Source organism: Azospirillum sp. OGB3, assembly GCF_014192915.1.
Lineage (GTDB): Bacteria > Pseudomonadota > Alphaproteobacteria > Azospirillales > Azospirillaceae > Azospirillum.
The window spans coordinates 533,155-558,348 of record NZ_JACHYN010000002.1; the positions used below are offsets into that span (position 1 = coordinate 533,155).

Below are 25,194 nucleotides of genomic sequence, written 5' to 3' on the forward strand. Positions count from 1 at the left end.
GGGTGTGCGAGGACGCGCACCCCCGCCCATTCTCATCCTGAACGGACCGAACGGCATTTGCCGGACTGAAATCCCGTTTTTATCGTCACGGCCATTCGCGTTCGAATGGAGGGGTACCGTGGCGAAATCCTATCTGGCGTCCTGGAAAAAGGCGAAGGACCGCTTCGAGAAGACGACGGGCAAGAAGAAGCCCGATCCCAAGAGCCGTTTCGGCAAGCTGTTCAGCAAGATCAGCTCGACCGGGCTGGAAGGCGCGCTGAAGAGCTACGACGCCGCCACGACCGTGCAAGACGCGCAAAAGCACGCCCGTGCCTTCCAATCCGCGGCGGGCGGCTACATCCCAACGCTCGACGCGGCGGGCAAGGCGGCCAAGCAGGACGGCGACGCGGTCTACGCCGAAGCTTGCGCCGACATGGTGGCGTCGCTGAACAAGATCGCCGCGAACGTCGTGACGGATCTGGAACGGTTTGACGACCTGCCGAAGACCATCGACGGCTATTTCAAGTCGCCGTATTGGTTCAAGCTGCTGCACAAGGTCGCCAAGCAGGAAATGTCGCTCGAGAATGTCGAGCTGTACGACAAGATCCTGAAAGGCAAGCTGTCGAAGGCGGGGCCTGCGGAAGAGGCGTACAAGGAATACGTGGCCGTCCGCTCACCCAAGGAAGTGAACATCGGGTCGGGAACCCGGAGCGCCTGCAAGACGTGCGCGGATCAGGGCGCCTGGACCGCCATGCCGTGGGACAAGGTGGCCAAGGATCTCGGCGTTAACCTGGCCGACACCATCAGTCGCCTGCACAGCGCGCTCGCCAAGGGGGAGATCTGACGGCCGGCGGCCGGTTGACGCGGTCAGGTTGACGCGGTCAGGTTGACGGGGCGGGCCTCCGCCGTCACTTTGAGGATCAGCCCTTCAGGGGCGGCCCTTCAAAAATGGTCTCGGGAGGCTCCGCCATGTACATCGCCATGAACCGATTCCGCGTGCGTCCAGACTCGGAACAGGATTTCGAGGAGGTCTGGCTGAACCGCGAGGTCCATCTGAACACGGTTCCGGGCTTCGTGGAGTTCCACATGCTGCGCGGCCCGCGTTACGAGGATCACCGCCTCTATTCCTCCCACACCGTCTGGGAGTCGGAGGCGCATTTCCAGGCCTGGACCCGCTCGGGCGAGTTCCGCGCCGCCCATCGCGGGGCGGGGGACCGCAAACCGCTCTATCTCGGCCCGCCGCAGTTCGAGGGCTTCGAGGTCATCCAGACCGTGAGGCGCGAGGGCTGAGCCGCCGGCTGCGCTCAGCCTTTCAAAGCGTCCTCGTCGCCGATCAGGCGGTGGGCAATGGCGACGGTGATGAGGCCGGCGAGCAGAAGGCCGTACTGCCACAGGCTGGACCAGTCGCCGGTCTGCACGTCGCCCGCCACCGCCTGGACCGGGCGCACGATCAGCTGCCGCAACAGGGTGATCATCGCCACCTCCAGGAAGACCCGCAGGTGGAAGCGGTTGGTCCGCACATAGTCGACCTCCGCGGAGATCAGCGCGGACAGCGTCCAGACGATGAACAGCACGCCGAGCGCGTGCAGGAAGCCGTGCGCCAGCTGGTCCTTTTGGAAGGCCGCCCAGGCCTCCACGAAGAATTCCCAGACCACCATGGCGCTCGCCGCGACCAGGGCGATGGCCAGGACGACGTGCAGCAGCCCGTTGAAGGACTTCAGGGCGCGGATCAGCCCCTGTTCGAGAAGCGAGTTGGACGGGGCGCGGGGGATCGATTGCAGCATCGGGGCGGGTCGCAAGGTCGAAGGGTGCGGGAAGATAGAAGCCCAACCCGGCGGACGCCCCCGCCGTTTTGCCATTGCCGCCATGGGGAAAACGCAAGCATTGCAGATCAGCGTCAAGTCGCCGCATCAATGGTCCCGGCTTTGCAGGTGGAAAAAAGCACCGGCCATTGAACTCCGGGCCTGATTTCGTCTAGGGTCGCCGCGGTCCCTCCGGCTTCGTTCCTTCGAGGGTTCCCCCAGGAGTGAATGGATGCGCGAAACCACCCCCATCACGGTCGCCCGCGGCGACGGCATCGGTCCGGAGATCACCGACGCGGTGCTTCACGTGATGGAGGCCGCCGGCGCCCGCCTGAAGGTGGAGGAGGTGCCGGCGGGCGAGCAGGTCTACCGCCGCGGCCATCTGGGCGGTCTGGACGCCGCCGGCTGGGGCTCGATCCGCCGCACCCGCGTCTTCCTCAAGGGGCCGATCACCACGCCGCAGGGCTATGGCAACAAGTCGTTGAACGTCACCGCGCGGACCACGCTGGGGCTGTTCGCCAACGTGCGGCCCTGCGTGTCGCACCATCCCTACGTCCGCACGCGGCATCCGCGCATGGACGTGGTGATCATCCGCGAGAACGAGGAGGACCTCTACGCCGGGATCGAGCATCGCCAGACCGACGACGTGATCCAGTCGGTCAAGCTGATCTCCCGGCCGGGGTCGGAGCGCATCGTGCGCTACGCCTTCGACTACGCCCGCGCCAACCACCGGCGCAAGGTGACGGCCTTCGTCAAGGACAACGTCATGAAGATGACGGACGGGCTGTTCCTGAAGATCTTCAACGAGATCGCCGCCGAATACCCGGAGATCAAGGCCGACCACCTGATCGTCGACATCGGCGCCGCCCGTCTGGCCGACCAGCCGGAGCGGTTCGACGTGATCGTGACGCTGAACCTCTACGGCGACATCGTGTCGGACATCGCCGCCCAGATCACCGGCTCGGTCGGGCTGGCCGGCTCCGCCAACATCGGCGACGCCTGCGCCATGTTCGAGGCGATCCACGGCTCGGCGCCGATGATCGCGGGGCAGGGGATCGCCAACCCGTCGGGGCTGCTGATGGCCGCGGTGATGATGCTGGTCCACATCGGGCAGGGCGACGTGGCGGCGCGCATCCACAACGCCTGGCTCAAGACCATCGAGGACGGCGTCCACACCGTGGACATCTTCAATCGCGGGGTCAGCCGCCAGCGCGTCGGCACCCACGCCTTCGCCGACGCGGTGGTGGAGCGGCTGGGCCAGATGCCGGTGACCCTGCCCACCGTCGGCTACGCGGTCACGGCGCGGGCCGCCTATGAATCCGGGGTGCGGCTGTCGCCGCGCCGCAAGGCGGTGAAGGAACTGGTCGGGGTGGACGTGTTCCTGCACTGGCCGGGCGGCAACCCGGACGAGCTGGCCGGGCTGGTCCTGCCGGTGGCGACCCCGGCGCTGCGGCTGTCCAGCATCTCCAACCGCTCGCAGAAGGTCTGGCCCGAGGGCAACATCGGCGTCTTCTGCACAGACCACTGGCGCTGCCGCTTCCTGGCGCCGGAGGGTGTGGCGGTCGGCCACCCCGACATCGTCGAACTGCTGTCGGGGCTCGCCCGCGCCGGGCTGGACTTCACCCAGACCGAGAACCTGTGCAACTTCGACGGCAAGTCCGGCTTCTCGGCCACGTGACGCGCGAAGCGGCGGAATAATCCGCCGCCGCCGGGCGTCCAGACGGGCAGGATATCCTTCCAAGGGGAGCGCCGCCGCATGCCTCTGCCAAAGCCGCCTCCCGACCCTCCTCCAGCGAACGGCCCGCCAACTGGTTCTCCCGTGGACGAGCGGGCCATCGCCGCGCACGTGCCGCGGCTGCGCCGCTACGCCGCCGCGCTGGCCGGCAACCTGTCCGACGCCGACGACCTCGTGCAGGATTGCATCGAGAAGGCGTTGGCCAACCGGCACACCCTGCGGGACGTCACCCGGCTCGGCGGCTGGCTGCTGTCGATCCTGCACAACCTGCACGTCTCCGGTCTGCGCTGGCGCCGCCGCCGCGGGCCGGAGGTGCCGGTGGAGGATCTCGCCAACGATCTGGCGCTCAGCGCCGCCCCAGCCGACCGGGCGGAGGTGCGGGATTTCGTGCGCGCCTTCAACCAGCTCACGGAGGAGCACCGGGCCGTGCTGCTCCTGACCGGGCTGGAGGGGCTGTCCTACCGCGAGGCGGCGGATGTGCTGGGGGTTCCGGTGGGAACCGTCATGTCGCGGCTGGCCCGCGCCCGGGAACGGCTGCGCGTCCTGCTGGACGGCGGGACGGAGCAGGCGGTGAGGAGGATCAAGTGATGGACACCGAACCGGACGCCCCGGTGACCGAGGCCGACCTGCACGCCTGGATGGACGGCGAACTGCCGGAGGACCGGCGCGGCGAGGTCGAGCGCCATCTGGCCGGCAACCCCGATCTGGCCCGCCGCTTCGAGCGCTACCGCGCCCAGCGGGCGATGCTTCAAGAAACCTTCGGCCCGTTGGTCGACCGTCCTTTGCCGGCGGCCCTGGTGCCGCCCTACGCCCGCTCGGCGGGCCGGCCGGCGGTGCGCCCGCGGCGCTGGCTTCCGGCGCTGGCCGCGGCCGCGGTGTTGCTGGTCTTCGTCGCCGGCGGGGCGGGGGGCTGGTGGCTGCGCGGCTGGTCGGGCGGAACGGGCGGCGGTGGCGCGGCCTTCGTCGCCGACGCGGTGGCGGCGCACCGGGTCTTCGCGGTGGAGGTCCGCCACCCCGTGGAGGTCGGGGCCGACCAGGAGGCGCATCTCGTGGGCTGGCTGTCCAAGCGCCTGGGCAAGCCCCTGCAGGCGCCGCGGCTGGCCGCGAAGGGCTATGATCTGGTGGGCGGGCGGCTGCTCTCCGACGCGCGGGGGCCGGCGGCCCAGCTCATGTACCAGGATGCGGCCGGTCGCCGCATCACCCTCTACATCCGTCCGGCCTCCGGCGCGCCGGACACGTCCTTCCGTTTTGCCCAGGACGGCAGCGTTCAGGCTTTCTACTGGCGGGACAGCGGTTTGGCGTGGGCGGTGACGGGTGACCTCGATCGAGTGACCCTTTCGGCCATAGCCGAGGAGGTGTACGGCGCGTTGAACTCATAACACCCACAGACTTATGCACAGGAATGTTGTTCGAGCCCCCTATCCCTCTATCCGGCCATCTGGTAGGTTGGCCGGCGTTGGGCACAAAATATTGCGCCTTATGGAAAACGGCCGTCTGGTCGGAAGGTATATTGGTTAACCAAGTCACCGGTTACCGGACCACGGGAGACAGGGGATGAGTTGGACGGACGAACGGGTTCAGCAGCTTAAGGACCTCTGGGCCCAGGGGCTGAGCGCGAGTGAAATCGCGGACATCCTTGGCGACATCACCCGCAACGCGGTGATCGGAAAGGCGCACCGCCTCGGCTTGTCGGGACGCCCGTCGCCGATCAAGAAGAAGCCGACCCGCGGTGCGACGATCCTCGCCTTGACCGAGCGCATGTGCAAGTGGCCGGTCGGCGACCCGAAGCACCAGGACTTCCATTTCTGCGGCAAGCCCTCGCTGCCCGGCCTGCCTTACTGCGCCGAGCACGCGGCGGTGGCCTACCAGCCGGCGTCCTCCGGCAAGAAGCGCGACGAGGACCGCAACACCGGCGACCGCAACGTCGGCGCCGCCTAGACTCCGCTGGATTTCTCCGCTGGATTTCTCCGCTGGATTTCTCCGCTGGATTTCTCCGCCGGGTTTCCGGATTTCGGGCGCTCTTCACGCGGGCGCCCGCCCGACACGGCCTCCGGAACGACCGCTTCCGGATCGGCGCCGATCAAATGGGCGCCGCGGTGATCGCCCACCAGCTTCCGGCGATCAGCATCGCCGAGACACCCGCCGCCGCCACGCCGAGACCGAGGCCGGCGGCGACCGCAAGACCATCCTTTACGATCAGCCCCAGCGCGATGACCAGCACCGCCAGACCGGGCAGGGTGTTGCCGAACGGGATGGGCAGGGCGATCAGAACGCCCATCACCAGCACGAAAAGGCCGAGCGGCCGCAACACGCCGCGGTGAGTCAGGGATGGCCAGCGCGTCCGCAGCCGGGCCTCCAGCCGCTCCACCAGCGGTGTTCCCTTCTCCACGATCTTTTCAAGCGTGCTGCGGGCGACGCGACGCCGCCCGATCCAGCCCGGCACTTCCAGCCGGTCGCGGCCCACGATCATCTGGATCGCCACCAGCGCCAGCACCGTGCCGAAGATCATGCCCGCCGGCAGCCCCGGTGTCGGAACCACGGCGGGGATCGCCAGCGCCAGCAGCAGAAAGCCCGGCGCCCGGTCGCCGAGATGGCCCAGGACCTCCCCCAGCGTCGGCTTGTCGCCGGTCATGCGTCCGTGCAGCCGTTTGAGCAGCGCGGACGCCCGAGCCGGGTCCTTCGTGTCCATGTCCTGTTCCAACTCCCTGTTCCATGGTCGCCGCGTGGATGTGGTGGCGCGGCGGCTCGCAGGAAAGGGGGCAGGACACCGGTGGGGGTCAGTACTCCTCGACTTCGTGCTTCACCTGCACGAGACGGCCGCTCAGCAGCGACAGCATGAGCTGCACCAGCATCTCGTGGACGATCAGCGTGTGGGTGTTGCCGCTGTCCTGCATGTGCTGGCGCAGCGCCTCGCGCACCTTCGGCACCCCGGTCACGTCGATCAGCACGTCCACCGCCGCGCCGAGCCGGGCGAGGTCCATGAAGTCGGTGGTGGTGGCGACGCCGCGCGCGCGGGCGAGCCGCATGCCGGGCGCCTCGGCGTCCAGGTCGGCGACGCCGAGGATCTCGACGAAGGGCGCGTCCAGAAGCTGCGTCAGCAGGGGCGTTCCGGTTTCGCCGGCGCCGATCACGGCGATGCGGAAGATGTCCTTGGCCATGGCAAAGTCTCGAATTCCGGTTCGTCAGGTCCGCGTCGCCGTCGAGGCCGCGCGGGCAAGAAAAAGGCGGGGAGCCGAAACTCCCCGCCGCAACCTTACATCGACAGGGCGCCCCGTTTGACCGGGACGCGTCGTCGCACCTGACGCGGATTTCGCGTTACGCCCAGGCGGCCATCTTCTTCTGCAGGTTCTCGTCCAGCTTGTCGAGGAACTGCTTGGTGGTCAGCCAGGGCTGCTCCGGACCGATGAGGATCGCGAGATCCTTGGTCATGAAGCCCGACTCGACGGTCTCGACGCAGACGCGCTCCAGCGTCTCGGCGAACTTCACGACGTCCGGCGTGTTGTCGAACTTGCCGCGGTAGGCCAGGCCCTGCGTCCAGGCGTAGATCGAGGCGATCGGGTTGGTGGAGGTCTCCTTGCCCTTCTGGTGCTCGCGGTAGTGGCGGGTCACCGTGCCGTGGGCGGCCTCCGCCTCGACGGTCTTGCCGTCCGGCGTGATCAGCACCGAGGTCATCAGGCCCAGCGAGCCGAAGCCCTGCGCCACGACGTCCGACTCCACGTCGCCGTCGTAGTTCTTGCAGGCCCACACGAAGCCGCCTTCCCACTTCAGGGCCGAGGCGACCATGTCGTCGATCAGGCGGTGCTCGTAGACGAGGCCCTTGGCCTTGAACTGGGCGGCGTAATGCTCGTCGAACACCTTCTGGAAGATGTCCTTGAAGCGCCCGTCATAGGCCTTGAGGATCGTGTTCTTGGTGGACAGGTAGACCGGGTAGCCGCGCTCCAGGCCGTACATGAAGCTGGAGTGGGCGAAGCCCTCGATCGACTCGTCCAGGTTGTACATGCCCATGGCGACGCCGCCGCCGGGGAAATCGTACACCTCATGCTCGATCGGCTCGCCGCCGCCTTCCGGCACCCACTTGATCGTCAGCTTGCCCTTGCCGGGAACGACGAAGTCGGTGGCCTTGTACTGGTCGCCGAAGGCGTGGCGGCCGATGATGATCGGCTTGGTCCAGCCCGGAACGTAGCGCGGAACGTTGGAGCAGACGATCGGCTCGCGGAAGACGGTGCCGCCCAGGATGTTGCGGATCGTGCCGTTCGGCGACTTCCACATTTTCTTGAGATTGAACTCCGTCACCCGCGCCTCGTCCGGGGTGATGGTCGCGCACTTGACGCCGACGCCGTACTGCTTGATCGCGTTGGCCGATTCGACCGTCACCCGGTCGTCCGTCTTGTCGCGGTTCTCGACGCTGAGATCGTAGTATTTCAGGTCGATGTCGAGGTACGGCAGGATCAGCTTGTCCTTGATGAACTGCCAGATGATGCGCGTCATCTCGTCGCCGTCGAGTTCGACGACCGGATTGGCTACCTTGATCTTCGTCATGGGTGCGAGTTCTCCCCGAACGGGTAGGGGTTGTCTTATGCTTGGACGCCGGGCGCGCTGTGCGAGGGCACGGGCCGGGGCGTCCATCCGAAGACGGGCCCCGGTTCCCCGGACGGAAACGGATGGCGGTTATATAGCACCGGGGCACCGCCGAAAGAAAGGACCGCGGGGCATCAAAACAGACGATATCGCGCTGAAAACGGCGCAATTTGCGCGATCTGGTCCTACCACTTGGCCTTTTCAGAGCTTTTGTGTGGGAATCTTCAACGTGGGCTCCGGTTCATAGGCCAGCGCGGCAAACACGTCGTCCACGTCATCGACGACGGTGTAAAGCGCGCGGTGCGCCGGCTGGGTGAAACCCTGCGCCACCGTATGGTCGATCAGGCCGAGCAAGGGGCGCCAGTAGCCGTCCACATCCGCGATCACCACCGGCTTGTCGTGCAGGCCCAACTGCTTCCAGGTCAGGATCTCGAACGCCTCGTCGAGCGTGCCGAGACCGCCCGGCAGCACCACGAAGGCGTCGGCGCGATCCACCATCATGCGCTTGCGGGTGTGCATGCTGTCGACGACGAGCAGTTCGGTCAGGCCGGTGTGCTCGATCTCGGCGGACTGGATGTGCTCCGGGATGATGCCGACGACCTGCCCCCCGGCGGCGAGTGCGGCGTCGGCGGCGATGCCCATCAGCCCGACGCGTCCGCCGCCGTAGACGAGCTGGATGCCCCGCCGGGCGAGTCCGTCGCCCAACATATGGGCGGCCTCCTTGTGGACAGCGGCGACGCGGCTGGATGAGCCGCAATAGACGCAGACGGAATTCGGGGCTTTCATCGCTCACCCTTTCTCGCCGGTTGGGTACACGTTCCGGTGACTGTTCCGGTGCGCCCAGCGGGGTCACCTAATGCAAGGGAATAGCAAAGCCGGGGCAACGTCTACCCGGACATCGGACTTCAGCCCATCGGGAGAAAACACTATGGATTCGCGCGTCGTCAACGCCCTGGCCGCCATCTCGGTGGCCACGTTCCTGTTCCTCGGCTTCGGCGGCGGGATCGGCTTTCTGACCGGCGGGGGCAAGGCGAACGCAGGCGGCGCCACGACGGTTCAGGCCACGGAAACCAGCGTCTCCGCGGCCAATATTTCTCCAGGGGACCTGTCCTCCAGCCGCCATTCCGAGACGGTCGCCAAGTTGGAGAAGTAAGCGCGGGGAACTCCTTTCCGGCGGACGCGAAGGCGGTGTGCCGGTCCCGATGCGGCTATGCGTCTGCTCCATCGGCGGTGTTCAGTTCCACCGCCGCGATCTGCTATCCTGTCGCAAGCCGGCGTGTCCGCCGGCAATGATGCGGCGGTGCTCCGGTGAAGCAAGCTCTCCTGTTCGGCGGTGCGGCGTCTGTCGCCGCGGCCGCCGTTGTCGCGTATCTGGCCTTCGATCCGGCGCCCGTGCCGGGCTTCCGCGCCGGAACGGCCGGTTCCGGAACGACCGTCGCGCTGGGCAGCATGTCCCCGGCCAAGCCGCCGGCGACCGCGCCGGCCCCGGCGAAGGCCGCGGAGGAGCCCGCCGGTCCACGCTTCGACATCGTGCGGGTCGCCCCGGACGGCGCCACCGTGATGGCCGGCCGTGCCACGCCGGGCTCGTCGGTGACCGTCCATGACGGGGAGCGCTCGCTCGGTTCCGTCAACGCCGACGCGCGCGGCGAGTGGGTCCTTCTTCCCGACCAGCCCCTGGCCCCCGGCGCCCGCGAATTGAGCCTCTCGGAGAAGGCCACCCCCGCCGCCGAGCCGACCCCGTCGGAGCGCGTCGTGGTGGTCGTGGTGCCCGAACCGCCACCCGCCACCGGCGGGGCGTCTTCGGAGGCGCCGACCGGTCCGCTGGCCGTCGCCATGCCACGCGATGGGCTGGGCGACGGGCGGGGCGGCAGCACGATCCTGCAGGCTCCGAAGGGGCCGGCCGGCCCGGCGACCCGGGGCATGGCGGCCCCGCCGCCGCCGGGGGGCGTATCGTTGGAAAGCATGGATTACGACGCCTCGGGACAGGTCGCCATGGGCGGCCGGGCGCAGCCGGGAAGCGCCGTGCAGCTCTATCTCGACAATCTTCTGGTCGGCAGCGCCCACACCGACCCGAACGGCCAGTGGCGGCTGCGCCCGGAGCGCGCCGTGCCGCCGGGCGTCTACACGCTGCGCGCCGATCAGGTGACCGACTCGGGCAAGGTCACCGCCCGCGTCGAACTGCCGGTGCAGGTGTCGGAGGTTCCGGCCAACCTGCCGGACGGCCGGTCGATGGTCGTCCAGCCGGGCAACAGCCTGTGGCGGATCGCCCGCTCCACCTACGGGCACGGCGTGCAGTACACGCTGATCTACGAGGCCAACCGCGGCCAGATCCGCGACCCGGACCTGATCTATCCCGGCCAGATCTTCGCGCTGCCGGTCTCGAACTGAAATTTTTTCGGGCCGAGCCTTACAGATACGGGGCGAGCAGGCGCAGGAAGGGCCGCGCCTGCTGGAGCGCCACCACGGTCTGGTGGATCAGATCCTCCGGCGTCGCCTGGCCCTCGTATTCGGCCTCGGAGAACAGCAGGATCTTCTGGCCCTCCTGGACGAGGAAGCGGGTGCCCCGGCGGTCCTGGATGCCGCGCAGGATCGCCAGGAGCTGGCGTCGCCGTTCCGGCGACTGGGCGGTATAGGGGATGTGGCCGATCTCAGCCCACACCTGCGAGCGCGACTTTTCCCCGTCGAAGCCGACGGCGATGCTGAAGGGCAGCCCGTCGGCCATGAAGTGCAGCCGCGCCGGGCGCGGCGGCTGGGCGATGCCCAGAACGCCCTCGGGGGTCATCACGAAGGTGTCGGGGCTGAAGGGCAGGGCGGTCTGCGAGACCTGCGCGAGCGACGGCATGGCCTGAAGGCGGGCGGCGGGAACGGACACGGGGGCTCGCTCATTCCTGTGGTGTCGGTGGCGTCACTCTCCACCTTCCCTGCTAAAATTCTGTAAAGGGCGGGGGATGCTGTCTAGAATGCGCCGCTCCAACGATCCGAGGCTGAAGTAACCGGCGATGTCCGCCCTCAACACCGTAGTCGTTCCGATCCACCGCGCCGGCTGGCCGTTCATCGCCGCCTTCGCCGTGGTCTCCCTGATTCTCGGGCTTGCCGTGGCGAAACCGCTGGGCTGGCTGGGTCTCGTCCTCACCCTGTGGTGCGTGTATTTCTTCCGCGATCCCGATCGCGTGACGCCGACGCGGCCCGGCCTGCTGGTCAGCCCCGCCGACGGGCGCGTGACCATGATCGTTCCCGCGGTTCCGCCGCCGGAGCTGGGCATGGGCGACGCGCCGCTGACCCGCATCAGCATCTTCCTCAACGTCTTCAACGTGCACGTCAACCGGGTGCCGGCGGACGGCACGGTGGTCGCGGCGGAATACCACAAGGGCACCTTCGTGAACGCCGCGCTGGACAAGGCCAGCGAGGAGAATGAGCGCGCCGCCTTCCGCCACCGCCTTCCCGACGGGCGTGAGATTGCCTATGTGCAGATCGCCGGCCTCGTCGCCCGCCGCATCCTCTACTGGGTGAAGGCCGGCCAGGAGGTCAAGGCGGGCGAGCGGTTCGGCCTGATCCGATTCGGCAGCCGCACCGACGTCTATCTGCCGGACGGCGTGGTCCCGCTGGTCTGCGTCGGGCAGACGGCGATCGGCGGCGAGACCGTGCTGGCCGACCTGACCGCCACCGAACCGCAACGGCAGGGGGATGTCCGCCGATGAAGCGTCCGGTCTTCAAGCCGGCAGTGTTCCGCAAGCGCCGGGCGCGCCGTCCGCACCCGCGGCTGAAGGGGTTGTCGATCAACCATCTTCTGCCAAACGTGCTGACGGTGCTGGCGCTGTGCTCCGGCCTGACGGCCATCCGCTTCGCCATGCACGAGCGGTGGGAGCAGGCGGTCGTCTGCATCGTCATCGCGGCGATCTTCGACGCGCTGGACGGGCGGATCGCCCGCCTGCTGAACGGGCAGAGCAAGTTCGGCGCGGAGCTGGACAGCCTGTCCGACGTCATCAGCTTCGGCGTGGCCCCCGCCTTCATGATGTATCTGTGGGCGCTGAACGGCGCCGGCAGCCTGGGCTGGATCGCCGCCATGGCCTACGCGGTCTGCGCGGCGCTGCGGCTGGCCCGCTTCAACTCGCGGCTGGACGTCGACCTGCCGCCTTGGGCCTTCAACTACTTCACCGGCGTTCCCGCCCCGGCGGGCGCCGGTCTGGCCGTCCTTCCCATGGTCATCGGCTTCGAGGCCGGGCCGGACATCGCCGGCCATCCGGCCGTCGTCGTGCCCTGGACGCTGGCGATGGGCGGGCTGATGGTCAGCACGCTGCCGACCTTCTCCTTCAAGGGCATGCGGGTGCCGACCCAGTATGTGGTGCCGGGTCTGGTCGGCGTCGGCCTGCTCGCCGCCTCGCTGGTCAGCCAGCCCTGGTGGACGCTCGCCTTCCTCGGGCTGGCCTATCTGGCGAGCCTGCCCTTCTCGGTGGCGCAGTTCCGCAAGCTGCAGCAGGCCGCCCAGTTGATGAAGGAGACGGAGGAGACTCCGGTGGAGGAGCCCGCGGCGGCCGCTTCGGACGTGCCGCCCCCATCGCCTGAGATGGTGTCTGAAAAGACCAGGACGCCGTCGTCCGACTGACGAAAGCCGGTGACTGACGAAAGCCGCCCGCCGTCGCCGTCACTCGGCGGCGGCGGGCAGGTCCAGCGGCACGGTCCGCTCGGTCACGGCGACCGTCAGGACCATCGGGATCTGGCGCAGGCAATTGCCGACATGGTTCGATTCCGCGGCCACCATGCCGGTCATCTCGACCTCCACCGTCAACTCGTCGCTCAGCAGGCGGCTGTTCAGCGACAGCGGGACAAGGCCGCGCTTGGCGAACAGCTCCAGCACGCGGGGCAGGGTGCCGGGATCGGCGTCGGCCTGGACGGCGAAGCGGACGAGGCGGTTCGGATCGGTCGGACGGGATTCGGCGGCGGGCGCCGCCAGAGTGACGGCGGACAACGTGATGGTGGACATGGATCTCTCTTACCTTGGTCTTGAGTCGATGAGTGCAGGGTCAGACCTGCAGACGCGCGAAAACCCCGGCTCTCACACGAGAACCGGGCTGCTAATTCGCAGACCCAGGGTAAGGTGACGGTCCATCATGGGCGTCAGGATAGGGCGATGGGCGGCCATGGTCAATGGAGTCGGGAAATGACGCTCTCAACAGGACACGCGAAGCCATGAACGACAGCGGCATCCACATCCGCCCGGCCGAGCCGGACGACGCGCCGGACTTGGCGCGGCTGATCGACATGGCCGGCGGCGGCGTCTACGAGTTCCTGCTCGACGGGCTGGTGCCCGGCCAGACGGCGGCGGAGATGCTGGTGCCGGGGCTGGCGGGCACGTCGGGGTCCTTCTCCCACCGCCATTCGGGTGTGGCGGAGGCGGCGGGCCGCATCGTCGGAGTCGCCCACGCCTACCCCGTGGACTGGATCAAGACGCAGGATTACAGCGGGCTGCCCGTCGACCGGCTGGCCCACATGGAGGATTTCAACCGGGTGCACGACTGGGGCAGCTATTTTCTGTCGGCGCTGGCCGTCGACCCGGCATGGCGCCGCCACGGCATCGCCAGCCAGCTTCTCGCCTGGGTCTATGAACGGGCGCGGCGCGGCCGGTTCGACCGGGTGACGCTGCATGTCTGGGCCGACAACGCCGACGCCCGCCAACTCTACGCCAAGGAAGGCTTCGCCGAGATCGGCCGCGCCGACATCCCCTGGCACGAGCGGCTGCCGCACCAGGGGGGAAGCGTGCTGCTCCGGCGCGCGGTCTAGTTAGCGGCCAGGCTTCAGCTGGTCGCGGGTCAGCCAGAAGACCTCGCCGAAGCTGTTGGCGGTCTCGACCCAGAAGAAGTCGAGGTCCGGATACTCGGCCTCCAGGATCTCGCGGCCGGTGCCGAACTCGCAGAGCAGGCCGCCTTCCGGCGTCAGGTGCTTGGGCGCGTCCTTCAGGATGCGGCGCACGATGTCCAGTCCGTCCTCGCCCGACGCCAGGGCCATCTGCGGCTCGTGGCGGAACTCCGGCGGCAGGGCGGCCATCGCCTCGGCGTCCACGTAGGGCGGGTTGGTGATGATGACGTCGTACTTGCGGTTCTTCAGCGGCGCGAACAGGTCGCCGTGGTGCAGGGCGATGCGGTCCTCGAACCCGCTGTCGGCGACGTTGCGCTTGGCCACCTCCAGCGCGTCGGCGGACAGGTCCACCGCGTCCACCTGGGCCTCCGGGAAGATCTGCGCGGCCAGGATGGCGAGGCACCCCGAGCCGGTGCAGAGGTCGAGAACCCGCTCGACCTCCGTCGGGTCCTCCACCAGCGTGAAGTCGTCGCCGCCGATCAGGTCGGAGAACAGGATCTCCCCGATGTAGGAGCGCGGGACGATCACCCGCTCGTCCACATAGAAGGGGATGCCCTGGATGTAGGCCTTGTTCAGCAGGTAGGAGGCCGGCTTGCGCGTCTCCACGCGGGCGTGCAGCAGGTCGGCGACCTTGCGGCGCTCCGCCAGGGTCAGCCGGGCGTCCACATAGGGGTCGAGCTGGTCGATGGGCAGGCTCAGCCCTTCGAGCACCATGAACACCGCCTCGTCATGGGCGTTGGTGGTGCCGTGGCCGTAATCCAGATCGGCCTCGGTGAAGCGGCTGACGCCGTAGCGGATCAGGTCGCGGACGGTGCGCAGCTCGGTCGCCGCGTCGGCGGGGGTGAGGTCCAGGGAGGGCTTGGTCACTTACAGGATCTCCAGAACGCTTTCCGGCGGACGGCCCACGCGGGCCTTGTCGCCCGTGACGACGATGGGCCGCTCGATGGCGGCGGGGTTGGCGGACAATGCGTCGATCAGGGCGTCGCCGTCGAGATCCTTGGCGATCCCGGCCTCCGCCGCCTCCTTGGCGCGCAGGATGTCGCGCGGGCCCTTGCCCAGCTTGGCCAGGATGGCCTTCAGCTCGGCCGGGGAGGGCGGGGTCTTCAGATACTCCACGACCGTGGGCTCGACGCCCCTGGACCGCAGAAGCTCCAGCGTCTGGCGCGACTTGGTGCAGCGCGGGTTGTGGTAGATGGTGACGTCGCTCATCCCGGTGTTTCCCTCGCTGTTCCCAGCCCAAGGCATTGCCTGCGGCAGCAATACACCCGCCCCGCGCGCGGCGCCAACCCGCCATGCGGAATGGCGGCGGCAACGCAACATCCCTCGCGTGACAAGGCCGGCGCTTGGCATTACCTTGCGCGCTCGCATTATTGGCGGCCCGCCGCGTGCGGGGCCATTCATTTCGACGGATGCCGGCCGTGACGAAGCTCTCGCTCTCCAAGGACAAGATCAACATCCTGCTGCTCGAAGGCGTTCACGACAACGCCATCAACGAGTTGGCGCATGGCGGCTACGCCACCGTGGAGCGTCTGCCGCACGCGCTGGACGAATCGGAGCTGCTGGAGCGCATCGGGTCCGTCCACATGCTGGGCATCCGCTCGCGCACCCATTTGACCGCCAAGGTCCTTGAGGCCGCGACCCGCCTGTTCAGCGTCGGCTGCTTCTGCATCGGCACGAATCAGGTCGATCTGAAGGCCGCGCGCCGACTCGGCATCCCGGTCTTCAACGCGCCCTACTCGAACACCCGGTCGGTGGCGGAGCTGGTGATCGGCGAGGTCATCATGCTGATGCGCGGCATCTTCTCGAAGTCGACCCTCGTGCATGGCGGCGGCTGGATGAAGTCGGCCAAGGACAGCTACGAGATCCGCGGCAAGACGCTGGGCATCGTCGGCTACGGCCACATCGGCACCCAGGTGTCGATCATGGCCGAATCGATGGGCATGAAGGTCCGCTACTACGACGTCGTGAACAAGCTGGCGCTCGGCAACGCGCAGCCCTGCCACTCGCTGGAGGAGCTGCTGGCGGTGTCCGACGTGGTGACCCTGCACGTCCCCGACACGCCGCAGACCCGCGACATGATCGGCGAGGCGCAGATCCGCGCCATGAAGAAGGGCGCCCACCTGATCAACGCCGCCCGCGGCAAGGTCGTGGTGATCGAGGCGCTGGCCGCCGCCCTGAGGGACAAGCACCTGCTGGGTGCGGCCATCGACGTGTTCCCCAAGGAGCCGGGCGGCGACAAGGAGGTGTTCGAGAGCGCGCTGCGCGGGCTCGACAACGTCATCCTGACCCCGCACATCGGCGGCTCGACGATGGAGGCGCAGGCCAACATCGGCACCGAGGTGTCGCAGAAGCTGATCGAGTATTCGGACAACGGCTCGACCATGGGCGCCGTGAATTTCCCGCAGGTCGGCCTGCCGGTGGTCCACGCCGGCAGCACCCGCTTCCTGCACGTCCACGAGAACCGTCCGGGCGTCCTGCGCAAGATCAACGAGGTGTTCTCGGGCCGCGACCTGAACATCGCCGCGCAGTATCTCCAAACCGACCCGGAACTGGGCTACGTCGTGGTGGACGTCGACGGCGACGTGGACGAGAACGAGGTGGCGAGCGACCTGCGCTCCATCGAGGGCACGTTGAAGGCCCGCTTCCTCTATCCGGGCAAGCGCTGAGGTCCGGCGTCGCGGCCCTTGCCGTCGGCGAGGGCCGCACCGACATAGGCGGAATGACCTTCCGCCCGTTTCGACCGCGTGTAAGCGCCAGTCTCCTGACGCTCCTGTGCCTGGGCGGAGGAGGGGTTTGCTTCGCGGCGCCCGCGGCCGCGCAAACCGCGGTCGCACAGAGCGGGATCGCCGCCTGTCCGGAGTTCGCGCCGGCCCGCGTGGTCCTCGATCTGCAGATCGCCCCGCTGCGCACCGATTACAGCCAGTCGATCCGACAATTGGCCCAAAAGCCGGGGCGGCGGCCCGTCGCGGGGCGGATCGCCAATTCCCACACGCTGGGGCTGGCGGCCATTCAATACAATCAGCAATGGCAGGCCGGCGTCGTGACGGCGTCGCTCGGGCAGGGCCGCTATTGCGGCGCGGCGCAGACGCTGACCGTCACCTTCGGCTATGACGAGCGCACTGTCTATGTGGCCCGCGAGCTGCCGCAAGGCAGTTGCATCCATGGCGAGGTCCTGGCCCACGAGATGCGCCACGTCACGGTGGACGAGCAGCTTCTGCGCGAATATGTGCCGGTCCTGAAGCGCCGGCTGGAGGAGGTGGTCGGCCGCGCCCGACCCGCCCAGGGCCGCTCCGAGCGGCAGGTCATGGCGGCGATCGAGCAGCCGATCAAGGCGGCGATGCGGCAGTTGATGGAAGAGTTCGGGCGCGAGCGCAACGCGCGGCAGGCCCGCATCGACACCCCCGCCGAATACGAGCGGATCGGCCAATCCTGCAACGGTGAAATCAACCGCTACCTTGGGCGCGTCTGATCCATCAAGGAACGCGTCACCGCCGGCGCCCGCGTCCGGAGGCGTGGCGGTCGATGAACTCCGGCGGCTTGCGCGATACCCAGCGCAGGAAGGCGGCGATGTCCGGGTGGGCGCGCAGGCTGGCGATGGTGTGGTAGTGGTCGCGCAGTTCCGCCTCGCTCAGCACCGCGTGGATCTTGGCGTGGCAGATGCGGTGCATGGTCACGGTGTCCCGTCCGCCGTAGGTGCGCGGGATCAGGTGATGCTCGTTCAGGCTGGGGCCGGGCACCATCGGGCGGCCGCAGAGCGGGCAAGGCGGATGGAACGAGGGCGGATGGAACGCGGGCGGATGGGACGGGGCGGGCGGCGGCATGGCGTCCGTTCGGGCGGCGGCCGTCAGGCAGAGGGCGCGGCGGGCAGGGCGGCGCGGATGCGGGCGACCAGCTCGTCGGCCTGATAAGGCTTTTGCAGGATAGGCAGCCCGTCCAGCGCCGAGGCACGCTGGATTTCCGCATAGCCGGTGACCATCAGGACCGGCAGGCCGGGACGCCGGGCACGCAGCTCCTGCACCAGTTCCAACCCCGTCATGCCAGGCATCGCGTAATCGGTCAGCACGAGATCCACCTCCGGTTCGCGGGCGAAGGCGTCCAGCGCGTCGGGGCCGCTGGACGCCTCCATGATGCGGAAACCGGATTGCTCCAGAACCGTCGCGGTCGCCATGCGGACCAGCGCCTCGTCCTCCACCAGCAGGATGGTGGCGGGGCGGGGCGGGGATTGGACGGCGGCGGGAAGCGCGGCGTCCGGGGCGGCGTCCTCCTCGGCGTCGGCCCTCGGCAGATAGAGCGTCACCGTCGTGCCGGCGCCCAGACGGGTCGTCAGGACCACCGTCCCGCCGGATTGCGCGGCCAGCCCATGCACCATCGACAGGCCCAGGCCGGTGCCGTGCCCGACGCCTTTCGTCGTGAAGAAGGGCTCGAAGGCGCGGGCCGCCGTCTCCTCGCTCATCCCGCTGCCGGTGTCGGCGACGGCGATGGATACGCAGTCCCCGGCGGCGAGATCGAGCGGCCGTCCCTCCATGTCGTCCGGGCAATTGCCGGTGCGGATGGTCAGGGTGCCACCCGCCGCCATGGCGTCCCGCGCGTTGATCGCGAGGTTGAGGATGGCCATTTCGAGCTGGTTCGGGTCGACCCGCGCCGGCCACAGGCTGGGGTCCGTCTCCGTCACGATGCGCATGGTGCCGCCCAGCGTGCGTTCCAGAAGCCCGCCCATGCCGGTGACCAGGGCGCCGACGTCGACCGTCTTGGGCTCCAGCCGCTGCCGGCGGGAGAAGGCCAGGAGATGCTGGGTCAGGGTGGCGCCGCGCTCCACCGCCTTCTCCGCCATGTCGAGCGCCTGGGGATGGCTGGCCCCGCCGCCTTCGCTGGCGGCGCGCAGCAGGTAGAGCGACGTCCCGATGGCCTGGAGCAGGTTGTTGAAGTCGTGGGCGATGCCGCCGGTGAGCTGGCCGATGGCCTCCATCTTGCGGGCCTGGTGCAGCGTCTCCTCGATCTCGCGCAGGGCTTGGCCGGTGCGCTCCCGCTCCTCGACGTCGCGGGCGACGTGATAGGCGCCGATGCGCCGCCCGCTGGAATCCAGGATGGTGCCGAAGGCCAGCTCGTAGCGCTTGCGCTGCAGGGTGGGGTCGCCCAGCTCCTCCACGATGGTGAAGCGCTCCCCGCCGAGCGCGCGGCTCCACAAGGATTCCGCGGTGACCTGGGCGGTCGGCAGATGCTCCATCATCTCCAGCAGGCGCTGGCCGATGGCCGGACGGTGGCCATAGAGCGCCTCGACTTCCCGCTGGTAGGCGCCGTTGAAGAGGATGTAGCGACACTCCTGGTCCACCGCGACGATCAGGTCGGTGGAGCTTTCGATGATCGCGGCGAACAGGCGGCGATCGGAGGTGTGGCGGTCGACCAGCTCGCCGAGCTGCATCTCGTGGGCGCGCCGCCGCTCCGTCACGTCTTCCAGGATGCCGACGGCGCGGGTGGTGCCGTCCGGATCGGTCAGGCAGGAGCCACGCATGGCCAGCCAGCGCACCTGTCCGTCGGGAGAGCCGACGGGGAACTCCGCCTCCAGCTCGCCCTTCGCCGGGGCATCACGGAAGAGGGCGGCGCGGACAGCGTTGCGGTGATCGGCCGCAACGTTGCGAATCCAGGACTCGACCGAGGCGCCGTCGAGCACCGGCACTCCCAGAAGGGCGGCGGTGCGGTCCGAGCCATGGAAACGGCGGCTGCGCATGTCGAAGCGCCAGACTCCCAACCCGACGACCTCCATGACCAGCCGCTGTTGCGCCTCGCTGTCGCGCAGGCGGCGGGCCGCCCGGTTCAGAGCGCCGGCGACCGCGTTGACCTCGCGGATCGGCGCGGGGGCGGTCATCACCAGCGAGGCGTGCGGGCCGTCGCGCCCCAGCGCCAGGGCAGAGCCGGCCAGCGCCGCGACCGGATCGGCGATGCGCCGCCCGACCGCCAGGGCCATCGCCAGACTGACCAGCAGCAGGATGCCGCCGCCGCACAACACCAGCGCGACCGAGCGGCGCATGGGCTCGGCGATCAGCGCCTGCGGCACGCCGACGGCGACGGTCCAGCCCGACAACTCCGACCGGGCGAAGGCGTTGAACAGCGGTGTGCCGTCCCGCGCCACGATGGCGAAGGTGCCGGAACCGGTCGAGGCGGTCCGGCGGAACACCTCCGCCGGGATCGGCGTGCCGGTGAAGGTGTCGTGCGCGGCGGTGCGGGTGATGACGACGCCCTGCCGGTCCCACAGGGCAGCGACCCAGCCCTCCGAAAGACCTTGTTGGCGCAGCACGTCGATGAACATCTCGGCTGGGATGCTCATGGTCAGCACATGCTCCGAGGGGCCGTTCCGCGTGATGGGGAGAGCGACGGCGATCAGGGGGCGCTGGGCGAGAGCGCCGGTGAAAATCTCGGAGATCTGGGTCTGGCCGCTGTCCGCCGTCCGCCGGATCAGCCCGGTCACCGCGCTGCGGGGAAGCGGCTCGCCGAACGGGCGCCTCGTGTTGAGAAGTTGCTGACCCTGGGCGTTGCTCAGCATGATGTGGACACCCTCGCGCTGGGAGCCCTTGTGCCGCAGCAGTTCGGTCGCCTGCCGGTGGAAGGCGGCGAGATCGCCCTTCTCCAGGTGGGGGGAGGTCGTCAATACCCGGAGCGCCGTCTCCATCGCCATGAGTTCGCGGTCGACGGCGACCGCCAGCGTCCGCGCCAGATCCTGGCCGGACCGCTCGATGGCGGCGCTCTGCGTCTCGGCCATGCGGAAGACTGTCCAGCCGGCGAACCCCAGCATCGGCAACAGCGCCGCCATGACCAGCAGCACCAGTCCGGTGCGGAGCGACAGGCCGCCGGCCCGGGGCTGGTCGTCGCCCGCCACGCCGTCGTTCCCGGCGGGTGCGTTGTCATCCTGAGCGTGCACTGGCAAGGGATATCATGCTCCAGTATGCATGGCGGTGGACGCGTCCGTAACCATCGCAGAGTCCGGAAGCAAAGGACACACCTTTGACGGAGCAGGGTTTTTATCGAAGGGGGTGGAAATCCGGCTAACCCCTTCGATCGATTGGGGCGGCGGAGGTGGAGAGGGCAAGGAGCGCGGCGACCCCGCGTGCATGAAAAGAAAAAGGAGCCGCGAGCGGCTCCCTTTCCATCATCGGTCGGTGCGTCCGTCGAACGTCAGGCCGGCTGCTTGCCGTCCATCAGCGCCACGAAGCGGTCGAACAGATAGTGGCTGTCCTGCGGGCCGGGCGAGGCCTCGGGGTGGTACTGCACCGAGAAGACCGGCTTGTTCTTCAGCCGGATGCCCTCGTTGGTGCCGTCGAACAGGCTGACGTGGGTCACCTCGGCGTCGGCGGGCAGGGTCTCCTCCATCACCACGAAGCCGTGGTTCTGGCTGGTGATCTCCACCCGGCCGGAGGCCAGGTCCTTGACCGGATGGTTGGCGCCGCGGTGGCCCAGCGGCATCTTCTTCGTCTTGGCGCCCAGCGCCAGCGACAGCATCTGATGGCCGAGGCAGATGCCGAACATCGGCAGGCCGGTGTCCAGCAGGCCCTTGATCGTCGGCACGGCGTACTCGCCGGTGGCTGCGGGGTCGCCGGGGCCGTTCGACAGGAAGACGCCGTCCGGCTTGTGACGCATCACGTCCTCGACGGTGGCGGTGCCCGGAACCACGGTGACCTTGCAGCCGGCCGCGGCGAGGCAGCGCAGGATGTTGCGCTTCGCGCCGAAATCGATCGCCACGACGTGGAAGCGCGGGCTCTCCTGCGTGGCGTAGCCGGCGCCGAGCGTCCAGGCGCCCTCATCCCAGCCGTAGGTCTGGCGGCAGGAGACGTCCTTGGCCAGGTCCATGCCCTCCAGCCCCGGCCAGCCCTTGGCCTTGGCGACCAGCGCGTCGAGGTCGAACTTGCCGTCCGGCGCGTGGGCGACGACGCCGTTCGGGGCGCCCAGGTCGCGGATGCGGCGGGTCAGGCGGCGGGTGTCCACCCCGGCCAGACCGACCAGCCCGTAGCTCTTCAGCCAGTCGTCGAGATGGCGGGTGGCGCGCCAGTTCGACGGGTCGGTGACGTCGGCGCGCAGGATCAGGCCGCGCGCGGCGGGGGTCACCGTCTCGATGTCCTCCGGGTTGGCGCCGGTGTTGCCGATGTGCGGGAAGGTGAAGGTGATGATCTGCCCGGCGTAGCTGGGGTCGGTCAGGATTTCCTGATAGCCGGTCATCGAGGTGTTGAAGCACACCTCGCCCACCGAATCCCCCACCGCACCGATGCCTCGGCCCTTGAAGACGGTGCCGTCGGCCAGAACCAGGACACCGGTGTAAGCGCCGGCATCGCCCGCCGGGAGAGTCGATTGAGCCATCCTTCAGACCTTATCAAGAGCCGCCGCGGGCCACATATTCCTGCATCGCGGAACGTCGGCGCCGCGTCCCGTCCCGCTGGGCGCACGCGTCGTCGTCGGTCCGTGCCCCGCCATCCCGGTTCCTTGCGGTTCGGGTGTCTGAGCCTGGATCGATTAGTCGGGACGGGTGAGCCGGTCAACCGTATATGACGATTGGTACCCCGATTTCCAGCGGCGCGTTTGCATATTCGCCGTGCTTCACCGGTGGGGCTTGGCCGTTGGAGGGGCTGTCGGGTGGCGTGAAGCGGCCCTTCGGAATTGACGTGGCAATCCGGCGCAAATTTAGGAATATTGCCGGTTCGCGCCGCGTCTCACGCGCCATCCCATGGATGGGGACGGTGCGGACGCTGCCGGGCGGCCGTTGATCGTTTCGACCTTAACGAACACATCTGACGAACACGAAGGACACACGCAATGCTGCGCACGCGCCTGAACGAGGCCTTGAAGCAGGCGATGCTCGCCAAGAACCAGCGCGCCGTCTCGACCGTGCGCCTGATCCTGGCCGCGCTGAAGGACCGGGACATCGCGGCGCGCTCACGCGGCGTCACCGACGGCATCGACGAGGCCGAGATCCTTTCCATGCTGCAGACGATGATCAAGCAGCGCGGCGAGTCGATCAAGCTGTACGAGCAGGGCGGCCGCCTGGAACTGGCCGAGCAGGAGCGCGAGGAGATCACCGTCATCGAGGGCTTCCTGCCCAAGCAGATGTCGGAGGAGGAAGTGGCCGCCGCCGTGAAGACGGTGGTGGACGAGATTGGCGCCACCTGCATCAAGGACATGGGCAAGGTGATGGCGGAGCTGAAGGCCCGCTACGCCGGCCAGATGGATTTCGCCAAGGTCAGCGGCACCGTGAAGCAGCAGCTTTCGGCCTGCTGAACGTGCGTTATCCGATCTAGCACGGGGGCCGCCCGCCCATGGCCTTCCCGCCTCAATTCCTGGAAGAACTGCGCACCCGTCTCGCTTTGTCGGACGTGGTGGGCAAGCGCCTGCGCCTGATCCGCGCCGGCCGCGAGTACAAGGCGCCGTGCCCCTTCCACAACGAGAAGTCGCCCTCCTTCTACGTCAATGACCAGAAGGGCTTCTTCCATTGCTTCGGCTGCGGGGCGCACGGCGACATCATCGGCTTCGTCATGCGCCACGACAACCTCGCCTTTCCGGAGGCGGTGGAGGCGTTGGCCGGCGAGGCGGGACTGCCGGTCCCCCGCGCCACCGAGGAGGACAAGCAGCGCTACGAGCGGCGCAAGACGCTGCACGATCTGGTGGAGCAGGCCGCCCGCTGGTTCGAGCAGCAGCTCTACGCCCCGGCGGGGCGCGCCGGGCTGGAGTATTTCCAGCGCCGCGGGCTGGACACCGACGGCATGGCGCGCTTCCGCCTCGGCTTCGCCCCCGGCGATTCCGGCGCGCTGCGCAGCCAGCTTCTAAAGCAGGGCTTCTCGGAAGAGGACATGGTGACCGCCGGCCTGCTGAAGCGGCCGGACGACGGGCGCACGCCCTACAGCTTCTTCCGCAACCGGGTGATCTTCCCGGTGACCGACCGGCGCGGCCGGGTGGTCGCCTTCGGCGGGCGCATCCTGGAGGGCGACGGTCCGAAATACGTCAACACCGCCGACACGCCGCTGTTCCACAAGGGCACGCTGTTGTACGGGCTGTCGCGGGCGCGGCAGGCGGCGGCGGACGGCAAGCCGGTGATCGTCGCCGAAGGCTACATGGACGTCATCGCGCTGGTCCGCGCCGGGTTCGAAGGGGCGGTGGCCCCGCTCGGCACGGCCCTGACCGAGACGCAGGTCCAGGAGTTGTGGAAGCTGATCCCCGACGCGGAGAAGGTGCCCTTTCTCTGTTTCGATGGCGACAACGCCGGGCGGCGGGCGGCGTGGCGCGCGGTCGAGCGCATCCTGCCCCACCTCGCCCCCGGCCATTCCGCCCGCGTCGCCTTCCTGCCGGAGGGCGAGGACCCCGACAGCCTGATCCGCCTGCACGGCCCCCGCGCCATGCAGGAGGTGCTCGGCGAGGCCATCCCGCTGTCCGAGGCGGTCTGGCGCATGGAGACCGAAGGCAAGCCCACCGACACCCCCGAATCGAAGGCGGCGGTGAAAGCCGCCCTGGACTCGCGGGTCGGGCAGATCGCCGACCGCGACGTGCAGGTCTTCTACCGCACGGAGATGCGCCGCCGTGTCGACGAGGCCTTCGCCCCGCCGCCGCGCCAGCGCAACGAGCGCGGCCCCTGGGTTCCGGGGGGGCAATGGCAGGGGGGCGGGCGCTTCGGCCAGCAGACGCGCCGGCACACGCCGGGCCTGCCGGGCCTGCGCACGGCACCACCGCCCGGCCACCGCCGCCGCAACCCCGGCAATCTCGCCGCGGCGCGGGAACGCGTTCTGCTCGCCGTGATCATCAATCACCCCGAACTGTTTGATGAGTTGGGCGAATCGTTGGGCATGCTGCCGTTTCCCGACCGGGAATTGGAGGAATTGCGCCAAGCGGTCATTGGATTGCTTGCTGAACGGCGGGAAAACGACTCGGGACTTGACGCCGCATCGCTTTGTCGCCACTTGTCTTCCGCCGGCTATGATACCATTGTCCGCTCTCTGCTCAGCGAGTCGACCTATGTCCATGCCGGCTTTGCACGCCCGGACGCGTCCTCCCTGGACGCGAAACGGGGGTGGTGGCCGACATGGCATCACCTGCATCACAGGCAGGTGATGGCCGATTTGAGAGAAGCGGAGGCGGCTTTGGCCCGTGACAACAGCGAGGCGAACTTCGCGCGGGTCGTGGCCCTTCAACAGGAGGTCATCAGGTCCGGAATGGGTATGACGGATGACGAGGATCTCGACGATGCCTAGCGGCCAGCGCCGCCGGGCGTGGTGCGGA

The 25,194-nt window shown here is 68.6% G+C and carries 27 protein-coding genes; 15 read left to right on the top strand and 12 right to left on the bottom strand.

The window, feature by feature from the left end:
* The first annotated feature begins 118 nt into the window (after positions 1-118).
* Both FHW79_RS06390 and FHW79_RS06395 read left to right on the top strand, forming a co-directional pair.
* A complete protein-coding gene (locus FHW79_RS06390; protein WP_183178110.1) occupies positions 119-823 on the top strand; it encodes a hypothetical protein in 705 nt (234 codons plus the stop codon).
* 125 nt (positions 824-948) lie between these two features.
* Entirely contained in the window at positions 949-1,269 is a 321-nt protein-coding gene (locus tag FHW79_RS06395) for an antibiotic biosynthesis monooxygenase (protein WP_183178111.1), read from the top strand.
* A 14-nt stretch (positions 1,270-1,283) separates the two neighbouring features.
* Here the strand turns inward: FHW79_RS06395 and FHW79_RS06400 are convergent, their stop codons facing one another.
* Positions 1,284-1,763 (bottom strand): phosphate-starvation-inducible PsiE family protein, encoded by a 480-nt coding sequence (locus FHW79_RS06400; protein WP_183178112.1) that lies wholly within the window; start codon positions 1,761-1,763, stop codon positions 1,284-1,286.
* A gap of 250 nt (positions 1,764-2,013) precedes the next feature.
* Between FHW79_RS06400 and FHW79_RS06405 the strand changes: the two genes are divergently transcribed.
* The 4 genes from FHW79_RS06405 (at position 2,014) to FHW79_RS06420 (ending at position 5,454) form a co-directional block, all read left to right on the top strand.
* On the top strand, positions 2,014-3,459 hold the full coding sequence (locus FHW79_RS06405) for an NADP-dependent isocitrate dehydrogenase (protein ID WP_183178113.1): 1,446 nt from the start codon (positions 2,014-2,016) through the stop codon (positions 3,457-3,459).
* 141 nt (positions 3,460-3,600) lie between these two features.
* The gene (locus FHW79_RS06410; protein WP_183178114.1) at positions 3,601-4,104 is read left to right on the top strand and encodes an RNA polymerase sigma factor; all 504 of its coding nucleotides are present in this window, start codon (positions 3,601-3,603) and stop codon (positions 4,102-4,104) included.
* Positions 4,104-4,895, top strand: coding sequence for an anti-sigma factor (locus tag FHW79_RS06415; RefSeq protein ID WP_183178115.1), 792 nt, complete (start codon positions 4,104-4,106; stop codon positions 4,893-4,895). The genes FHW79_RS06410 and FHW79_RS06415 overlap by 1 nt, the downstream gene beginning before the upstream one ends.
* A gap of 175 nt (positions 4,896-5,070) precedes the next feature.
* The gene (locus tag FHW79_RS06420) at positions 5,071-5,454 is read left to right on the top strand and encodes a GcrA family cell cycle regulator (RefSeq protein ID WP_094302970.1); all 384 of its coding nucleotides are present in this window, start codon (positions 5,071-5,073) and stop codon (positions 5,452-5,454) included.
* A 142-nt stretch (positions 5,455-5,596) separates the two neighbouring features.
* On the opposite strand, the gene FHW79_RS06425 is transcribed toward FHW79_RS06420, so the two are convergent.
* From FHW79_RS06425 to FHW79_RS06440, 4 genes are all read right to left on the bottom strand, one after another.
* A complete protein-coding gene (locus tag FHW79_RS06425; RefSeq protein WP_183178116.1) occupies positions 5,597-6,205 on the bottom strand; it encodes an exopolysaccharide biosynthesis protein in 609 nt (202 codons plus the stop codon).
* A gap of 88 nt (positions 6,206-6,293) precedes the next feature.
* Positions 6,294-6,674, bottom strand: coding sequence for an oxidoreductase (locus tag FHW79_RS06430; RefSeq protein WP_137138954.1), 381 nt, complete (start codon positions 6,672-6,674; stop codon positions 6,294-6,296).
* 157 nt (positions 6,675-6,831) lie between these two features.
* Entirely contained in the window at positions 6,832-8,055 is a 1,224-nt protein-coding gene (locus FHW79_RS06435) for an NADP-dependent isocitrate dehydrogenase (RefSeq protein WP_109070573.1), read from the bottom strand.
* Positions 8,056-8,295: 240 nt separating this feature from the next.
* Complete coding sequence (locus FHW79_RS06440) at positions 8,296-8,880, bottom strand: TIGR00730 family Rossman fold protein (protein WP_183178117.1); 585 nt, start codon at positions 8,878-8,880, stop codon at positions 8,296-8,298.
* Positions 8,881-9,022: 142 nt separating this feature from the next.
* Here FHW79_RS06440 and FHW79_RS06445 point away from each other — a divergent pair, with 142 nt between their 5' ends.
* Together FHW79_RS06445 and FHW79_RS06450 are read left to right on the top strand one after the other, a co-directional pair.
* The gene (locus FHW79_RS06445) at positions 9,023-9,247 is read left to right on the top strand and encodes a hypothetical protein (RefSeq protein ID WP_183178118.1); all 225 of its coding nucleotides are present in this window, start codon (positions 9,023-9,025) and stop codon (positions 9,245-9,247) included.
* 155 nt (positions 9,248-9,402) lie between these two features.
* Entirely contained in the window at positions 9,403-10,482 is a 1,080-nt protein-coding gene (locus tag FHW79_RS06450) for a LysM peptidoglycan-binding domain-containing protein (protein WP_183178119.1), read from the top strand.
* Between the two features lie 19 nt (positions 10,483-10,501).
* Here FHW79_RS06450 and FHW79_RS06455 read toward each other — a convergent pair whose 3' ends face one another.
* Positions 10,502-10,966 carry a hypothetical protein gene (locus FHW79_RS06455; RefSeq protein WP_149163256.1) on the bottom strand — a complete coding sequence of 155 codons (465 nt, stop codon included), beginning with the start codon at positions 10,964-10,966 and terminating at the stop codon, positions 10,502-10,504.
* A 127-nt stretch (positions 10,967-11,093) separates the two neighbouring features.
* Between FHW79_RS06455 and FHW79_RS06460 the strand changes: the two genes are divergently transcribed.
* Both FHW79_RS06460 and pssA read left to right on the top strand, forming a co-directional pair.
* Complete coding sequence (locus FHW79_RS06460; protein WP_145678433.1) at positions 11,094-11,792, top strand: phosphatidylserine decarboxylase; 699 nt, start codon at positions 11,094-11,096, stop codon at positions 11,790-11,792.
* Positions 11,789-12,697 (top strand): CDP-diacylglycerol--serine O-phosphatidyltransferase, encoded by a 909-nt coding sequence (pssA, locus tag FHW79_RS06465; RefSeq protein WP_183178120.1) that lies wholly within the window; start codon positions 11,789-11,791, stop codon positions 12,695-12,697. Before FHW79_RS06460 ends, pssA begins: the two co-directional genes overlap by 4 nt.
* A gap of 39 nt (positions 12,698-12,736) precedes the next feature.
* On the opposite strand, the gene FHW79_RS06470 is transcribed toward pssA, so the two are convergent.
* The gene (locus FHW79_RS06470) at positions 12,737-13,075 is read right to left on the bottom strand and encodes a hypothetical protein (RefSeq protein ID WP_183178121.1); all 339 of its coding nucleotides are present in this window, start codon (positions 13,073-13,075) and stop codon (positions 12,737-12,739) included.
* Positions 13,076-13,281: 206 nt separating this feature from the next.
* Between FHW79_RS06470 and FHW79_RS06475 the strand changes: the two genes are divergently transcribed.
* Positions 13,282-13,872: a GNAT family N-acetyltransferase gene (locus tag FHW79_RS06475; RefSeq protein ID WP_183178122.1), complete on the top strand. Its 591-nt coding sequence runs from the start codon at positions 13,282-13,284 to the stop codon at positions 13,870-13,872.
* Here the strand turns inward: FHW79_RS06475 and prmB are convergent, their stop codons facing one another.
* Positions 13,873-14,814, bottom strand: a complete 942-nt coding sequence (prmB, locus tag FHW79_RS06480; RefSeq protein WP_183178123.1) for a 50S ribosomal protein L3 N(5)-glutamine methyltransferase — start codon at positions 14,812-14,814, stop codon at positions 13,873-13,875.
* Complete coding sequence (gene arsC, locus FHW79_RS06485) at positions 14,815-15,156, bottom strand: arsenate reductase (glutaredoxin) (RefSeq protein WP_183178124.1); 342 nt, start codon at positions 15,154-15,156, stop codon at positions 14,815-14,817.
* Positions 15,157-15,356: 200 nt separating this feature from the next.
* On the opposite strand from arsC, the gene serA reads away from it, so the two are divergent.
* Both serA and FHW79_RS06495 read left to right on the top strand, forming a co-directional pair.
* Positions 15,357-16,613: a phosphoglycerate dehydrogenase gene (serA, locus tag FHW79_RS06490; protein WP_211108127.1), complete on the top strand. Its 1,257-nt coding sequence runs from the start codon at positions 15,357-15,359 to the stop codon at positions 16,611-16,613.
* A gap of 209 nt (positions 16,614-16,822) precedes the next feature.
* Positions 16,823-17,416, top strand: coding sequence for a hypothetical protein (locus FHW79_RS06495; RefSeq protein WP_183178127.1), 594 nt, complete (start codon positions 16,823-16,825; stop codon positions 17,414-17,416).
* Between the two features lie 16 nt (positions 17,417-17,432).
* Here the strand turns inward: FHW79_RS06495 and FHW79_RS06500 are convergent, their stop codons facing one another.
* From FHW79_RS06500 to carA, 3 genes are all read right to left on the bottom strand, one after another.
* Complete coding sequence (locus tag FHW79_RS06500) at positions 17,433-17,687, bottom strand: restriction endonuclease (RefSeq protein WP_094302956.1); 255 nt, start codon at positions 17,685-17,687, stop codon at positions 17,433-17,435.
* 104 nt (positions 17,688-17,791) lie between these two features.
* Complete coding sequence (locus FHW79_RS06505; RefSeq protein WP_183178129.1) at positions 17,792-20,860, bottom strand: cache domain-containing protein; 3,069 nt, start codon at positions 20,858-20,860, stop codon at positions 17,792-17,794.
* Between the two features lie 254 nt (positions 20,861-21,114).
* Positions 21,115-22,290: a glutamine-hydrolyzing carbamoyl-phosphate synthase small subunit gene (gene carA, locus FHW79_RS06510; protein WP_014240921.1), complete on the bottom strand. Its 1,176-nt coding sequence runs from the start codon at positions 22,288-22,290 to the stop codon at positions 21,115-21,117.
* Positions 22,291-22,743: 453 nt separating this feature from the next.
* On the opposite strand from carA, the gene FHW79_RS06515 reads away from it, so the two are divergent.
* A complete protein-coding gene (locus FHW79_RS06515; protein WP_094302953.1) occupies positions 22,744-23,205 on the top strand; it encodes a GatB/YqeY domain-containing protein in 462 nt (153 codons plus the stop codon).
* Between the two features lie 38 nt (positions 23,206-23,243).
* Positions 23,244-25,166: a DNA primase gene (dnaG, locus tag FHW79_RS06520; protein WP_183178130.1), complete on the top strand. Its 1,923-nt coding sequence runs from the start codon at positions 23,244-23,246 to the stop codon at positions 25,164-25,166.
* Positions 25,167-25,194: the final 28 nt, after the last annotated feature.

Bases quoted from the DNA above. Each gene is read 5' to 3' on its own strand.
- FHW79_RS06425 (WP_183178116.1), bottom strand. From the start codon at position 6,205: ATGGACACGAAGGACCCGGCTCGGGCGTCCGCGCTGCTCAAACGGCTG.
- FHW79_RS06440 (WP_183178117.1), bottom strand. From the start codon at position 8,880: ATGAAAGCCCCGAATTCCGTCTGCGTCTATTGCGGCTCATCCAGCCGC.
- FHW79_RS06460 (WP_145678433.1), top strand. From the start codon at position 11,094: ATGTCCGCCCTCAACACCGTAGTCGTTCCGATCCACCGCGCCGGCTGG.
- FHW79_RS06445 (WP_183178118.1), top strand. From the start codon at position 9,023: ATGGATTCGCGCGTCGTCAACGCCCTGGCCGCCATCTCGGTGGCCACG.
- arsC (WP_183178124.1), bottom strand. From the start codon at position 15,156: ATGAGCGACGTCACCATCTACCACAACCCGCGCTGCACCAAGTCGCGC.
- FHW79_RS06470 (WP_183178121.1), bottom strand. From the start codon at position 13,075: ATGTCCACCATCACGTTGTCCGCCGTCACTCTGGCGGCGCCCGCCGCC.
- FHW79_RS06400 (WP_183178112.1), bottom strand. From the start codon at position 1,763: ATGCTGCAATCGATCCCCCGCGCCCCGTCCAACTCGCTTCTCGAACAG.
- FHW79_RS06515 (WP_094302953.1), top strand. From the start codon at position 22,744: ATGCTGCGCACGCGCCTGAACGAGGCCTTGAAGCAGGCGATGCTCGCC.
- FHW79_RS06475 (WP_183178122.1), top strand. From the start codon at position 13,282: ATGAACGACAGCGGCATCCACATCCGCCCGGCCGAGCCGGACGACGCG.
- FHW79_RS06500 (WP_094302956.1), bottom strand. From the start codon at position 17,687: ATGGTGCCCGGCCCCAGCCTGAACGAGCATCACCTGATCCCGCGCACC.
- FHW79_RS06395 (WP_183178111.1), top strand. From the start codon at position 949: ATGTACATCGCCATGAACCGATTCCGCGTGCGTCCAGACTCGGAACAG.
- FHW79_RS06430 (WP_137138954.1), bottom strand. From the start codon at position 6,674: ATGGCCAAGGACATCTTCCGCATCGCCGTGATCGGCGCCGGCGAAACC.
- FHW79_RS06415 (WP_183178115.1), top strand. From the start codon at position 4,104: ATGGACACCGAACCGGACGCCCCGGTGACCGAGGCCGACCTGCACGCC.
- FHW79_RS06435 (WP_109070573.1), bottom strand. From the start codon at position 8,055: ATGACGAAGATCAAGGTAGCCAATCCGGTCGTCGAACTCGACGGCGAC.
- dnaG (WP_183178130.1), top strand. From the start codon at position 23,244: ATGGCCTTCCCGCCTCAATTCCTGGAAGAACTGCGCACCCGTCTCGCT.
- pssA (WP_183178120.1), top strand. From the start codon at position 11,789: ATGAAGCGTCCGGTCTTCAAGCCGGCAGTGTTCCGCAAGCGCCGGGCG.
- FHW79_RS06420 (WP_094302970.1), top strand. From the start codon at position 5,071: ATGAGTTGGACGGACGAACGGGTTCAGCAGCTTAAGGACCTCTGGGCC.
- serA (WP_211108127.1), top strand. From the start codon at position 15,357: ATGCCGGCCGTGACGAAGCTCTCGCTCTCCAAGGACAAGATCAACATC.
- FHW79_RS06405 (WP_183178113.1), top strand. From the start codon at position 2,014: ATGCGCGAAACCACCCCCATCACGGTCGCCCGCGGCGACGGCATCGGT.
- carA (WP_014240921.1), bottom strand. From the start codon at position 22,290: ATGGCTCAATCGACTCTCCCGGCGGGCGATGCCGGCGCTTACACCGGT.